General features: G+C 40.8%; 13 protein-coding genes. 5 read left to right on the plus strand and 8 right to left on the minus strand.

All coding sequences use genetic code 11. The features are described 5' to 3' along the window. Window positions 1-917 precede the first annotated feature (917 nt). From Q8M41_RS04275 to Q8M41_RS04295, 5 genes are all read left to right on the plus strand, one after another. On the plus strand, window positions 918-1,487 hold the full coding sequence (locus tag Q8M41_RS04275; RefSeq protein ID WP_305364009.1) for an RNA polymerase sigma factor: 570 nt from the start codon (window positions 918-920) through the stop codon (window positions 1,485-1,487). Then, window positions 1,468-2,253 (plus strand): hypothetical protein, encoded by a 786-nt coding sequence (locus tag Q8M41_RS04280; RefSeq protein ID WP_305364010.1) that lies wholly within the window; start codon window positions 1,468-1,470, stop codon window positions 2,251-2,253. Before Q8M41_RS04275 ends, Q8M41_RS04280 begins: the two co-directional genes overlap by 20 nt. Before the next feature lie 24 nt (window positions 2,254-2,277). Further along, window positions 2,278-3,084, plus strand: a complete 807-nt coding sequence (locus Q8M41_RS04285) for an outer membrane beta-barrel protein (RefSeq protein WP_305364011.1) — start codon at window positions 2,278-2,280, stop codon at window positions 3,082-3,084. A gap of 72 nt (window positions 3,085-3,156) precedes the next feature. Next, window positions 3,157-4,152, plus strand: coding sequence for an ABC transporter ATP-binding protein (locus tag Q8M41_RS04290; protein WP_305364012.1), 996 nt, complete (start codon window positions 3,157-3,159; stop codon window positions 4,150-4,152). A gap of 124 nt (window positions 4,153-4,276) precedes the next feature. Then, a complete protein-coding gene (locus tag Q8M41_RS04295; protein ID WP_305364013.1) occupies window positions 4,277-4,675 on the plus strand; it encodes a GxxExxY protein in 399 nt (132 codons plus the stop codon). A gap of 140 nt (window positions 4,676-4,815) precedes the next feature. Here the strand turns inward: Q8M41_RS04295 and leuB are convergent, their stop codons facing one another. The 8 genes from leuB to ilvN form a co-directional block, all read right to left on the minus strand. After that, the gene (gene leuB, locus Q8M41_RS04300; RefSeq protein WP_305364014.1) at window positions 4,816-5,874 is read right to left on the minus strand and encodes a 3-isopropylmalate dehydrogenase; all 1,059 of its coding nucleotides are present in this window, start codon (window positions 5,872-5,874) and stop codon (window positions 4,816-4,818) included. Between the two features lie 123 nt (window positions 5,875-5,997). Continuing rightward, window positions 5,998-7,515 carry an alpha-isopropylmalate synthase regulatory domain-containing protein gene (locus Q8M41_RS04305; protein ID WP_305364015.1) on the minus strand — a complete coding sequence of 506 codons (1,518 nt, stop codon included), beginning with the start codon at window positions 7,513-7,515 and terminating at the stop codon, window positions 5,998-6,000. Window positions 7,516-7,529: 14 nt separating this feature from the next. Beyond that, window positions 7,530-8,126, minus strand: coding sequence for a 3-isopropylmalate dehydratase small subunit (leuD, locus tag Q8M41_RS04310; RefSeq protein ID WP_305364016.1), 597 nt, complete (start codon window positions 8,124-8,126; stop codon window positions 7,530-7,532). A gap of 29 nt (window positions 8,127-8,155) precedes the next feature. Beyond that, entirely contained in the window at window positions 8,156-9,553 is a 1,398-nt protein-coding gene (leuC, locus tag Q8M41_RS04315; protein ID WP_305364017.1) for a 3-isopropylmalate dehydratase large subunit, read from the minus strand. Window positions 9,554-9,688: 135 nt separating this feature from the next. Beyond that, the gene (locus Q8M41_RS04320) at window positions 9,689-11,230 is read right to left on the minus strand and encodes a 2-isopropylmalate synthase (RefSeq protein ID WP_305364018.1); all 1,542 of its coding nucleotides are present in this window, start codon (window positions 11,228-11,230) and stop codon (window positions 9,689-9,691) included. A 41-nt stretch (window positions 11,231-11,271) separates the two neighbouring features. After that, the gene (locus Q8M41_RS04325; RefSeq protein WP_305364019.1) at window positions 11,272-12,285 is read right to left on the minus strand and encodes an aconitase family protein; all 1,014 of its coding nucleotides are present in this window, start codon (window positions 12,283-12,285) and stop codon (window positions 11,272-11,274) included. Window positions 12,286-12,369: 84 nt separating this feature from the next. Continuing rightward, window positions 12,370-13,425 carry a ketol-acid reductoisomerase gene (ilvC, locus tag Q8M41_RS04330; RefSeq protein ID WP_305364020.1) on the minus strand — a complete coding sequence of 352 codons (1,056 nt, stop codon included), beginning with the start codon at window positions 13,423-13,425 and terminating at the stop codon, window positions 12,370-12,372. A 67-nt stretch (window positions 13,426-13,492) separates the two neighbouring features. Further along, window positions 13,493-14,167 carry an acetolactate synthase small subunit gene (gene ilvN, locus Q8M41_RS04335; protein ID WP_305364021.1) on the minus strand — a complete coding sequence of 225 codons (675 nt, stop codon included), beginning with the start codon at window positions 14,165-14,167 and terminating at the stop codon, window positions 13,493-13,495. Window positions 14,168-14,199: the final 32 nt, after the last annotated feature.

A 14,199-nucleotide genomic window follows, 5' to 3' on the forward strand; every position in this document is an offset into this window, starting at 1 on the left:
TAGGAATGACAATAGTTCACCCTGCCTTTTATTAAAACGTTATCCACAATGCTTTTAGTTTTTTAACACCCCCCGGACCCCCCATTTCAACAATAACAATAGCTAATAAATATTCTTTCATTGACCAAAGGGAATGACAAATCAAGAGTAGATGAGGGAGATTCCGGCTCGGTGGCCGGAATCGTATTCTCACTACAAGAGGCATATCCGATGAGAAAGGAGTATGGCTTTTCAACAAACAATAATAGTAGCATTACTTTACCCATCTAAACCGGATCGAAGCGATAGCTTTTTGCCAATACCTTGCGCTTTTTTACATTAATTGTCCCGGCAAAAACTAAAGCGAAGAGCCGGACTGAACTAGCCGACGTGTATAGGCCAGGCTTTCCAATAAATCAGTAGAAATTTAACACGACCAAAGAATCTTTTTTAAAAGTTAAATCACTAATCAGTAGTGTCGGGTGAAAATTGAAAATGTAGGAGTAATGACCTTATTTTTAACTCATAATTATTCTCTTTTTCTTTTCCTTCAGCAGAAAAGAAACAAAATGCCGCCGCTGCACCTGATGCTATTGAAGTTAGTGCTATGGCTTGGCCTTTGCGTACCGCACCATCCGCCCCGGGCGGAGGGAAAAAACGTTAACGGAGATTTTGTGCTTAGGCCAAAGCTTATGAACAATCCTGTCATTATAGGTACAAATACTGCAGGTTTGAAGTCAGTGAAAATATAAAAATTTCCCTCTGGTCGGTGTTATCACCGTACCATTTACCCCAATTCCTCTCACATCTTCACATTTTACCTCAAAGACCCATTAGCTCTTCACCCATAGGCACTTTCCTTAAAAGTAAAATTTTTGCATTTTTTTTCTTTCGGATGCAACTAATTGGTACTTCCAATCATCTTACCTTTAAAGCATATGAATTTGGACCGGACATTTACAATAGATAGTTTGCTGGATGGGTGCAAAAAGGGTGATCGAAAAGCACAGGAGAACCTTTACAAAGCACTCGCTTCCAAAATGATGGGCGTATGTATGCGATATGCGAAAGACACTTTTGAGGCTGAGGACATTCTTCAAATGGGTTTTGTTAAAGTATTTCAAAAAGTTACTGAGTTCAGAAGTGATGGCTCATTTGAAGGATGGATCAGAAGAATTATGGTTAATACGGCTATCGAAACGTATCGTAAGAATCTGAGAAGTTTAAATGTGGTAGATATCGATGAAGTGTACGATCAGCCGCAATCAACATTTGATATGGGTAAGCTGGAATTGAATGATTTGATGAAGCTGGTTCAGCAACTTTCAAATGGTTATCGGATTGTCTTCAATATGTATGCAATTGAAGGCTACTCGCATAAAGAAATTGCAAAGGAATTAGGAATATCTGAAGGCGCTTCGAAATCACAATTGTCGAGAGCCAGAGCAATATTAAAAGATAAAATAATTAAAATGGAGGGCTTAAATTATGCATCCCATATCGGATAAAGAACTGGATAAATTATTCCAACAGCGTTTTGGAGATCTTGAGATCGAGCCTTCGGCTGCAGTTTGGGAAAAAATTACCGGTACTATGGATCAGAAAAGGAGGAAAGCAGCTTTTCCTTCATTCTGGATGGCTGCTGCCAGTATTGTAGTATTGATATCTGCCGGCTTGTTGTATTTCCGACCGCAGGAAGTGATCAAACTACAGGGGAGTACTGAAATGGCTCAGAATATTGAGGAGAATTCCTCCCGTCCTGAGTTAAATGAAGCACCCCTTACAATTGAAGCACCGCTTAATGGTCCTCAAACAGAAAAAACGAATCTTCCCGATTTTAACATGGTAAATGCTTCCGAAGTAAAATCGAGCGAGTACTCCCTGGTTCAGAAGGTTCCTGTTGCCGGGCCGGAAGTTAAAGTACCCGCAGCCGAGCCTATTGTAATTGCATCTGAACCGGTTAAAAAGGTCAACCAGGTACAGCCAAAGAAATCAGTTAAGGTTCCGAACAGATATTCCGGAGATCAGTCGGCATTGGATGTAACACAACCGGATATGATGGCTAAAGCTGATTTTTCTGAAGATGAGATCAACCCGGAAGAATCAGAGGTCAGAGGTCAGAGGAAGATCAGAAGTATTGGTAGCCTCGTCAACTTTGTCATCGCAAAGGTTGATAAACGTGAAGATAAACTCATCGAATTCAAGGATAGCGATGAAGGATCTGAGGTTTCAGGTATCAATTTAGGATTAGTAAAAATTAAAGGCAAAAAATAGATTAACCCGTTTACAATTACAAAAATGAAAAGATTATTAGTTTACTCCCTCTTGTCAATGTTTGCGGCAGGTGGATTTGCACAGGATAAAAAGGATACTGTGCTGGTTGTTACTCGTGATACTGTTAAGAGTGAAAAAAGAAGTATTACAATTAAAATCGGTGAAAGTGATTCAAAAGATAGTACTGAAAATGACTCAAAACCGGCTTCAAAAGTCACATTCCAGTTCATTGCAGCTCGTTTTGATATTGGTTTGAGTACCTATACCGATAAGGGAAGCTATACCCTGTCGCCTGCAAACTCTTTCCTGGAACGCGAGACCTGGAAAAGCAGCAATTTTGGTTTCGAATTCTTCCAGATGGGCTATCGTTTCAACAGTCACTTTAAAATCTATACCGGTGCAGGTCTCGACTGGAATCACATGCGCCTGAAACAAAATATTACTTTTCAAAAGGATAAATCCAGCTTAACTTATGTCACAGATGCTGTTGACTATAAGAAGAATCGATTCTCCAGTCAGTACCTGCGTATCCCGTTATCATTTCAGTTACGTACTAATGATGATAAAAAGGGTGATAAGTTAAATTTTGTCTTCGGTCCGGAAATAGGATTCCTTCTGAATGGTAAAATAAAGCAGGTCAGTGATGCAAATGGGAAGGATAAATTTAAGGATGATTATAATTTTAATCCATTCCGTTACGGTGCATTTGCCCGAATAGGTTATGGTGGAATGGGAGTTTATGCAAAATATTATGGTAATGATGTTTTTGCTGATGGGCAGGGACCTAAAGACTTTAAAAATCTTTCCTTCGGACTGATGTTCGGTTTCTAAAATACTATTTTCATGATGCCCCGCCTTTGTTTTTAGAACATCAGGCGGGGCTTTTTTTATATATTTGATTCCATGTCAAATACTCTTATTTCACTTGAAAAAGTAAGTCTGCATTATACTGAAGATGCCAGAGCCGGTGTTAGTGAAATTGATTTCTCAATTAGGAAAGGAGATTTTGTAGCCATAGTAGGTGAAAGCGGAAGCGGTAAAAGTACTTTGCTTAAAATTATCTACGGCCTGCTTGCTCCGGATTCGGGAGAGGTATTTTTCAAGGGGCAACACCTCGAGGGGCCACATGAAAAACTAATCCCCGGCCATGATTCAATGAAAATGCTGAGTCAGGATTTTAATCTGAATATTTATGCCAGGGTTTATGAAAATATTGAGAGCATGCTTTCTAATGAAGATTTGAAGGGTAAGAAACAAAAGGCAGCTGATATGATGAAACTTCTTGGCATTGAACATCTTGCTAATAAGAAGATTGTTGAACTGAGCGGTGGAGAGCAGCAGCGTGTGGCTCTGGCCCGTGCAATTATTACTGAACCCGAAGTACTGCTTCTGGATGAGCCTTTCAGTCAGCTTGACGCCTTGCTGAAAACCCAGTTTCGTACAGATTTGAAGCATTTATGTGATCAGTTAGGTATCACTATCATTATGGTTTCGCATGATCCTGTGGATGGACTTACCCTTGCCAATAAGATGATTATTCTGAAAGATGGCAAACTTATTGAATCGGGGAGTCCGGAAGATATTTATGCTGATCCTGCACATATTTATACAGCAAAACTATTAGGAAACGCCTTTGTACTTCCTGCCGAAGAGGCGAGGGTTTTAGGTATACGGACTAAAATGAATACGGTGATGATCTATCCCGAATGGGTACAACTCAAAAGCGGCTGGAGCAGTAGGAGTTACCAGGTAAAAACAATCTTTTTCAAAGGTTTTTATGAGGATATCTTGCTGGAAAGGAGTGGGATTGAATTGATTGCTATTAATCAGAGACCAGGAATATATAAGAAGGGAGATAAGGTGCAGGTGCAAATAGGGCGCTATCTAGAGTTCGACTAGGATTATAGGATTGAAGGATTGTAGGATTATAGGGTTGAAGGATTAATAGGATTGTAGGATTTCTTTGTTACTGTAATTTTAGTGGAGTGGGATTATGTAAGTTTCTTTATTAAATCATTTTTAGATGAAATATGGAGAACTTACTCATGAAATAATTGCCTGTTCGATGAAAGTCCATGGAGTTCTTGGGAATGGTTTTCAGGAGGTCATTTATCAGCGGGCATTAGCCATTGAGTTGGAAAGATCAGACCTGCGTTTTGAAAGAGAAATGGTCATTGAGATTTATTATGAAGGAATCAAACTTGGGACAAGGAGAGTTGATTTTTTTGTAGAAGAGCTTATTATGCTTGAACTGAAAGCCCTTGTAAGAATGGAAGATGTGCACCTGGCGCAGGCGATGAATTATTGTCAGGCCTATAATTTGCCTATTGGATTATTGATAAATTTTGGTGCAAAAAGCCTTGAATTTAAGCGGGTGTATAATCTTAATCATTTGGATAATAAAAATTACCAGAAGAAGTAGGATTAATTAGGATGATAGGATTTAAGGATTAATAAGAGAGGGCAGGATTTATAAGATTGTAGGATTTAAATAATTGGTTCTTAATCTCCAATCCTTTAATCCTAAAATCCTATAATCCTAATCCTGCCATCCTATTAATCCTATATGTTATTGGCTAACCAATCTCCAACCTCCGTAGTCTTGTACGCTTTATTTTTACCCGCAATATCCTCAGTCACTATTCCTTCTTCGAGTGATTTATTTACGACTTCCCTGATTAGTTCAGCCTCTTTCTTCAAGCCGAATGCATCTTCGAACATCATAGCGGCAGAAAGAACAGTAGCCAAAGGATTGGCAATATCTTTTCCTGCTGCCTGAGGATACGAACCGTGTATAGGCTCAAATAAGGACGTGTGTAAGCCCATCGATGCAGATGGCATCAATCCCATCGATCCTGAAATAACTGATGCCTCATCCGTTAGAATATCTCCGAAAAGGTTTTCAGTAATCATTACATCGTAAGAACTTGGCCACTGAACAAGGCGCATAGCCACAGCATCTACAAATTCATAGCTTACTGTAACTTCCGGATAATCTTTTTCCATGTCCTGAACAGTTTCGCGCCATAAACGTGAACTTTCAAGTACGTTTGCTTTATCCACGCAGCACAATTTTTTTGAACGCTTCATCGCCATCTCAAATCCCAGCTTCGCCAGGCGGATGATCTCATCGCGGGTATAAGTACAGGTATCAAAGGCAGTGTTACCATTGTCTTTTCTGCCACGCTCGCCAAAGTAAATTCCACCTGTTAACTCACGCAGAATGATCAGATCTGTTCCTTCGATACGTTCTCTCTTTAGGGGAGAGTTATCAATTAATGAAGGAAAGGTAAAAGTTGGGCGAACGTTTGCGAACAAACCCAGTTTTTTACGCATCTTCAGCAAGCCCTGCTCCGGACGAACAGGAGCTTTCGGATCATTATCATATTTCGGATCACCGATCGCACCAAACAGAATCGCGTCAGCAGCCATACACACCTCATGCGTTGAATCAGGATAAGGTTCACCCACTGCATCAATAGCACAGGCACCTGTTAATGCAGATGTCCAATTGATTTCATGATCGAATTTCTTTGCAATGGCATTACATACTTTTACAGCCTGATCAATTACTTCAGGTCCTATTCCATCTCCGGCTAAAAGGGCGATATTTAATTTCATCTTTTGAGTTATAAGTATTAAGTTATAGGTTATAAGTAGTAGGTTATAAGTATGGTAAAAACTTTAAATGATGATGATTATCCTTGTTAATATCAATCTACTAACAACCAACCAACTAACCAACTAAATAATGTTTAGCATTTTCTGAGTCGCTTTGATCGCACAAACGGTTTGGTCTGAATCAAGGCCACGGGTAATGAATTTTTTAGTTGGTGTTTCCCAGGTAATGATCGTTTCGCATAAGGCATCTGAGTTACTTCCCGGTGCAATTCTTACTGCATAATCGATCAACTTAGGAAGGCAGGCATTCTTTTTCTCATAGACTTTGCCCAGAGCTTTCATAAAGGCATCAAATTGTCCATCTCCCTGAGCATTTTCTTCAAATAATTCTCCATCAAAGCGCACAGAAATCGTCGCCGATGGTCTTAATCCTTTGGAATGCGTCAAAACATAAGAATCAACAATCACCTTATCGGTAGTTGAAGGACTGTTTAAAACATCAGAAATGATATAAGGGAGGTCTTCCTTTGTTACCGTTTCTTTCATGTCTCCTAATTCGATAACACGTTGTGTTACTTTTTTCAGATCCTGATCGCTCAGTTTCAGACCCAGTTCCTGGAGATTCTTTTCAATATTAGCTTTGCCCGAGGTTTTTCCTAAGGCATAGGTGCGCTTTCTTCCAAAACGTTCCGGAAGCAGGTCATTAAAATAAAGGTTGTTCTTACTGTCTCCGTCGGCATGAATGCCAGCAGTTTGCGTGAACACATTTTCTCCGACTATGGGCTTGTTTGAAGGGATTCTGATTCCTGAAAAAGTTTCTACCAGTTTACTTACCGTGTAAATTGCCTCTTCATTGATATTGATTTCAACTTCAGGCATAAAATCGTTGATGGCAGCAACCGCACTGGCCATGGAGGCATTGCCTGCCCTTTCACCCATACCATTTACAGTTAAATGCAAACCATCGGCTCCTGCTTTGATGGCCTCGAGAATATTGGCATTTGCGAGGTCATAATCGTTATGCGCATGAAAGTCGAAATGAATTTTCGGATATCTGGTTTTGATCTGCGAAATATATTCGAAGGTTTCAGAGGGTGTCAGCACACCAAGCGTATCGGGTAGCAGAACTCTTTTTATCGGCTGGCATGCAAGAAAATCAAGATATTGAAAAACATATTCAGGAGAATTGCGCATGCCATTACTCCAGTCTTCAAGGTAAACATTACTTGAAATACCGTGTTTTGTCGCCAATTTAAAGATGTCAGCAATTTCAGCAAAGTGCTGCTCGGGAGTCTTTTTCAGCTGATGTTTTAAATGGTTTAAAGATCCTTTGGTTAAAAGGTTCTGGACTTTAACACCTGCTTTTGCCATCCATTCAATTGAAACTCCCTGGTCTACGAATGAAAGTACCTCAATCCTGTCAGTATGTCCATGGGTATTTGCCCAATCCATAATGGCCTTCACTGAAGCAAACTCACCCTCCGATACCCTTGCGGATGCCACCTCTACACGGTCAACCCTGAGTTCCTCAAGAAGAAGCTGTGTGATGGTAAGTTTTTCCGAAATAGAAAACGAAACCCCTGAGGTTTGTTCACCATCACGGAGTGTTGTATCCATTATCTCTATTCTCTTCTTTCCCATTAGTATGGTTTTGTTTATATCGGCAGATTGGATGCAAACTGTTGTATTTCCGGCTTGATATTTACCAGATAGTCAATGTCATCAAAGCCATTGATCATATTGCTTTTTTTGTATGAGCTGATGTCAAATGATTCTTTATCTCCTGTTGACAGAATGCAAATCGTCTGTTCCGGCAAATTCACTTCTAGTTCTGTTTTAGGATCTGCTTCAATCGCCTGAAATATTTTATCAGCAAACCCAGGACTAACCTGTACCGGTAAAACCCCAATGTTAAGGCAGTTGCCTTTGAAAATATCTGCAAAGAAGCTGGACACTACACATCTGAATCCATAATCATAAATTGCCCATGCAGCATGTTCCCTGGATGAACCAGAACCAAAGTTTTTTCCTCCAACCAGAATTTTACCACTGTAAAGCGGGTTGTTGAGTACGAATTCTGCTTTAGGACTGTCATCTGAGTTATATCTCCAGTCGCGGAAAAGGTTATCTCCGAATCCTACACGTTCTGTAGCTTTTAAAAAGCGGGCAGGTATGATCTGATCAGTATCCACGTTTTCAATTGACAATGGAACTGCAGAACTTTTTAATATGTTGAATTTATCGTAAGCCATTTTTATGTCTTTATGCGAAATTTCGCCTGTTATTGAATTAATGTTCTCGGATCAGTTACTACTCCGGTTACTGCAGCAGCTGCTGCAACCAGCGGACTTGCCAGCATGGTCCTGGAACCCGGACCCTGACGTCCTTCAAAGTTCCTGTTCGAAGTACTGACGGCATATTTTCCTGCCGGGATTTTATCATCGTTCATAGCCAGACATGCAGAACACCCTGGCTGACGCAAAGTGAAGCCAGCTTCCGTGAAAATATCCAGCAAGCCTTCTTCCTGAATTTGTTTTTCAACAATATGTGATCCGGGAACAAGCCATGCGGTAACATTATCTGCTTTCTTTCTTCCTTTTACAATGGAAGCAAAAGCTCTGAAATCTTCAATTCTGCCATTGGTACAGCTGCCAATGAATACATAATCAACCGGTTTCCCCATCATTGCCTCGCCTTCCTGGAAACCCATGTAGTTTAATGATTTGGCAAATGTTGCAGCCCCGCCTTCAACTTCTCCTGCTTTAGGAATTGCATTCGAAATGCCCATACCCATTCCAGGATTAGTACCATAGGTGATCATTGGTTCAATGGTAGAACCGTCAAATGTATATTCCTTATCAAAAACTGCATCAGCATCTGTTTTCAGGCTCTTATAATAAGCCAGTGCTCTGTCCCATGCTTCGCCTTTCGGACTGAATTCGCGGCCTTTCACGTAGTTGATGGTAGTTTCATCAGGTGCGATCATACCACCTCTTGCACCCATTTCGATGCTCAGGTTACACACCGTCATCCGGCCTTCCATGCTCATGTTTTCGAAGACTTCGCCGGCATACTCTACAAAATATCCCGTGGCACCCGAAGTACTCAATTGTGATATGATAAACAATGCAACGTCTTTTGGTGTTACCCCTTTACCCAACTCACCATTGATGTTGATTCTCATCTTCTTTGGCTTAGGCTGCATGATACACTGAGTAGTTAGGACCATTTCAACTTCAGAAGTGCCTATACCAAAAGCGATTGCACCGAACGCACCATGAGTTGAAGTATGTGAATCACCACAAACAATGGTTGCACCTGGTTGTGTGATACCATACTCAGGCCCCACCACATGAACGATACCATTTTTCTGATGCCCTAAACCCCAGTAACTGATTCCGTGTTCTTTTGAATTGGATTCAAGTGCCTTCAACTGATTCGCTGAAAGAGGATCTGCAACCGGTAAATGCTGATTGATGGTCGGGGTATTGTGATCTGCAGTAGCAAATGTACGTTCTGGATACAATACCTTAAGTCCTCTGCTTTTCAGTCCAAGAAAGGCCACCGGACTAGTAACTTCATGAACCATATGACGGTCAATAAATAACACATCAGGCCCACCTTCAATCTTACGAACCACGTGAGAATCCCACACTTTGTCAAACAATGTATTGCTCATATATTTTAGTATTTAGTACTCAGTACTTAGTATTTAGTACTCAGTATTTAGTATTTAGATATTAACCGATTTATCACTTATCACTTCTTACTTACAACTTACAACCTACTACTTATAACTTATCACTTACAACTTCTATACAAACTTATTCAGTGCATCCAGATAAGCATTTGCAGATGCACGTACTATATCTGTACTGAAACCATAACCTTTGTAGGATTTACCCTCATTGATAACAAGCATATCCACTTTACTCACATCATCACTGCCGCTGTGAATTGCATGGATATTAAACTCTTTGATGTTGAAGCTTCTTCCGATGATTTTTTCAATTGCCTTGATCGTGGCATCTACCGGTCCGTTTCCTCCTGAAGTAGCTTCATGGATACTGCCTTTGTAAAACAATTTAATAGTTGCCTCCGGACTTGCCTGATCACCACAGCTCACCTGCAAGCTCTTTATAGAAAGACCGTCTTTGTAATTTGACTCGGCCTTATCGCCCATTAGCAGAAGAATATCATCATCCCTGATTTCCTTTTTGCCATCAGCCATAGTCAGGAATTTATCATAGACCTGATCAAGATCTATGCGTTCAATAGTATATCCCAAGCGTTCAAGATGATGATTCAGGGCATGCCTTCCGCTGCGCGCGGTAAGGATGATTTCAGACTGGTCAATGCCTACATCTTCAGGATTGATGATCTCATAAGTTTCACGGTGTTTTAATACACCGTCCTGATGAATACCTGAACTATGTGCAAATGCATTCTTACCAACAATGGCTTTGTTTGGCTGAACAGGCATGCGCATCATGCGGCTCACCATCCCACTAAGCTCGTATAAGTGCTTGCTATTTACCTGATGAGTAAAATGAAGACTTTTGTGAGTCTTTAGAATCATCACAATTTCTTCCAGTGCCGTATTCCCGGCACGCTCACCAATTCCATTGATCGTACATTCTACCTGGCGCGCTCCGTTCTGAATACCCGCAATACTGTTGGCAGTAGCTAATCCCAAATCATTATGACAATGAACTGAAATGATAGCATGGTCAATATTTTTTACATTCTCTTTCAGGAAACGGATCTTTTCACCGTATTGTTCCGGCAGGCAATATCCGTTTGTGTCGGGGATATTTACTACTGTGGCTCCTGCTGCAATAACAGCTTCGACCATTTGCGCCAGAAATACGTTATCCGCTCTTCCTGCATCTTCTGCATAGAACTCGATATCTTCAACAAAACTCTTGGCATACTTCACAGCCTCAATGGCACGCTCAAGAATTGCTTCCCTTGTACTATTGAATTTATATTTAATGTGGTTATCCGATGAACCGATACCTGTATGAATCCTTGGTCGCTTAGCAAACTTTAGGGCTTCAGCAGCCGAATCAATATCTCCTTTATTTGCACGGGTTAATGCACAAATTACCGGCTCACGAACAGCTTTCGAGAGTTCAACCACGCTTTGAAAATCACCGGGACTTGAAATCGGAAAGCCGGCTTCAATGATATCTACTCCGAGTTTTTCAAGGGCTTTGCCTATTTCGATCTTTTCAACGGTAGATAACTGACATCCGGGTACCTGCTCTCCATCCCTTAAGGTGGTGTCAAAAATATAGATGCGGTTTGGGTCGTGTAACATACTTTTTTTCTTTAACAAAGCATTTTGCTCCATTTTTTGCCTGAATTCAGCGGCTCTGATCTTAAATATGGGGATTATGCCCCGTCGTAAACTTTATATATCGTTGTGCTTTCGAAATTTTCAATACTATCCAGATGGTTTAACAGATAATCAGTATCGTTATAACCTGCAATTATTGCCGCACCATTAGGAGTAATCATTTCTGACCGTTCATTTGCCGGTTTAGACTGGATTAGCCTGGAAAGACCAATACCATAATTCCCCGGACCAATATCTTCTGCATCGAACTCAAGAACTTCGTCAAAAACCGAAGCCTCATCAGAATACAGACTTTGCCAGAATGAAAGAGTTTCTTCTGCACTTTCACTTTCTTGCATAATTTCATTGCTTCGCAGGTATTCAAAAGTGGTATCATCCGGTGCTATTATACCGCCAATAGCCCCAATTTCCCTGCTCATATTACAGATAGCCATCCGGCCTTCCATATCCAGATCAAGGATGGTATCTCCTGCATATTCAATAAAATAACCATTTGCCTCTGCTGCGGATATTTCTGAAAGCAGGAAATGATTAATATCTTTTGCCCCAAGTCCTTTAGCCAATCTCCCATTCACTTCTACCTTCATTCGCTTAGGCTTGTTTATCAGCAAGCATTGTGTTGCCAATACCTGTTCTACTAATAATTCATTGATATTGATAGATAAAACCCCAAAAGCACCTAAATCATCTGTATGATTTTGATCAAAAACCAGAGTTTGTCCCGGAAATGCAATCAAAATATCGGTCTGATCAACAAGATTCTGTTCAAACTTTTCCAATCCGAAATCAAGACAATTCCTGTTAAAGAGGTCAAGCTGAAATCGCGACAGGTCTGATGCTGGCAGATGCTGGCTATAAGCCGGATCCTTCAGAACCAGGGTTTGAGCAGGTCTGAAAACCGGTATATTTCGTTTCCGTAAACCCTCAAAAGCTCTTACACTCGTTATCTTATTGATGAGATGAACATCAATGTATAAGGTATCCGGAAATCCCGCATTTCTGCTGACAACATGTTTGTTCCAGATCTTATCAAACAGGGTATGTGCCATAGTTTGTAGGTTATAAGTTGTAAATTTTAAGTTTATGCGCAACGGCTGTTAACTTAAAACCCACAACTTAGTACTTATAACTTATTACTTCTCAGGTTGATTTTCAGGGCGTAAACTTCTAACTGCCTGACCTGCCTGCCAGATCTCACTGTCGTGAAGTGTTTTAAGCTCTGCTTCAAGTTTAACGCGGTAATCAGGTTGACTATTCAATTTAATTGTACGCTCAGCTTCTTTACCAGATGCTACACTCTCATATAATTCATCAAATACAGGCTGGGTAGCATCACGGAAACGTCCTTTCCAGTCTAATGCACCACGTTGTGCTGTAGTTGAGCAGTTCGCATACATCCAGTCCATACCGTTTTCTGCTACCAATGGCATCAGACTCTGAGTAAGTTCTTCAACAGTTTCGTTGAACGCTTCAGAAGGAGAGTGTCCGTTTCTGCGAAGGGTATTGTACTGTGCTTCGAAGATACCTGCGATTGCGCCCATCAAAGTTCCGCGCTCACCAGTTAAGTCAGAGTAAACTTCTTTACGGAAATCAGTTTCGAACAGATATCCTGATCCAACACCAATTCCTAATGCAATTGCACGTGTTCTGCCTTTTCCTGTAGCATCCTGGTGGATAGCGAATGAAGAATTCAAACCTTTACCAGCTAAAAACAGACGGCGTAATGATGTACCTGATCCTTTTGGAGCAACCAGGATCACGTCTACATCAGCAGGAGGGATAATACCGGTTTGCTCTTTGTAAGTGATACCAAATCCATGCGAAAAATAAAGTGCTTTTCCAGGAGTAAGGTATTTTTTTATCGTTGGCCAAAGTGCAATCTGTCCGGCATCTGATAACAGATATTGAATGATTGTACCTTTTTCGGCAGCTTCTTCAATTTCGAACAAAGTTTCGCCAGGAACCCATCCGTCAGCAATCGCTTTATCCCAGGTTTTTGAATCTTTACGCTGTCCGATAATCACTCTGATGCCATTGTCGCGTAGGTTTAATGCTTGTCCGGGACCCTGAACACCATAACCGATAATTGCTACAGTTTCATCCTTCAGAACTTCACGAGCCTTGTCTAGGGGGAATTCTTCGCGGGTTACTACCTCTTCTGTAACTCCACCGAAATTGATCTTTGCCATATTGTTTTGTTTTTACTATTTGTTTTTTATTTAATGATTTTGATTATTAATTGTCTCTTTATTGAGCTTACATGGTGAATATCCGCTGACCTTTATTCAGGTATTCATTTTCATTAACATCTTCACCAGGTTCTGCTTTTTCAAATTCACGTAGTTTTCGGTTAAAGCCATCACTGTTCTTGATAATGGCTACACGTGCGCTGCGTACAAACTCAATGAGTCCAAATGGTTGAAGTATCCTGATCAGGGCATCGGTTTCTTCGCGATGGCCTGTAGTTTCAAACACTGTATAATCCTTGCGGATCACAACTGCTCTGGCGCCATTTTCACGAAGTAAGCGCTCCACACTTGCTTTTTCTGCAATAATATCTGTAGGCACTTTATAAAGAGCCATTTCCTGCCAGATAATATCATCGTTGGTATTGAAATACACCTTTAGAACTTCAACCTGCTTTTCAATTTGCCTGGAAAGTTTTCTGACCACATCTTCTGTTTCCTGAACCACAATATTAAAGCGATGAATACTCTCGATCTCAGAAGGCGAGGTATTCAGACTATGAATATTTATTTTGCGACGGGTGAAGATGATCGCAATCCGGTTAAGAAGCCCAATCTGGTTCTCAGTATAGACAGTTATGGTGAATTCCTGTTTAGCCTCATCCCGGCCCCCGTCCGTACCGGCACGGGCGGGCTCTCCTGAGGAGAGGGAGGCTGGTGCGATATTAATTTTATTTGAATCCATATAATTTTCTTTATCCTCCTCTTTGGGGAGGT

The sequence above is a fragment of the Daejeonella sp. genome, assembly GCF_030684675.1.
GTDB lineage: Bacteria > Bacteroidota > Bacteroidia > Sphingobacteriales > Sphingobacteriaceae > Daejeonella.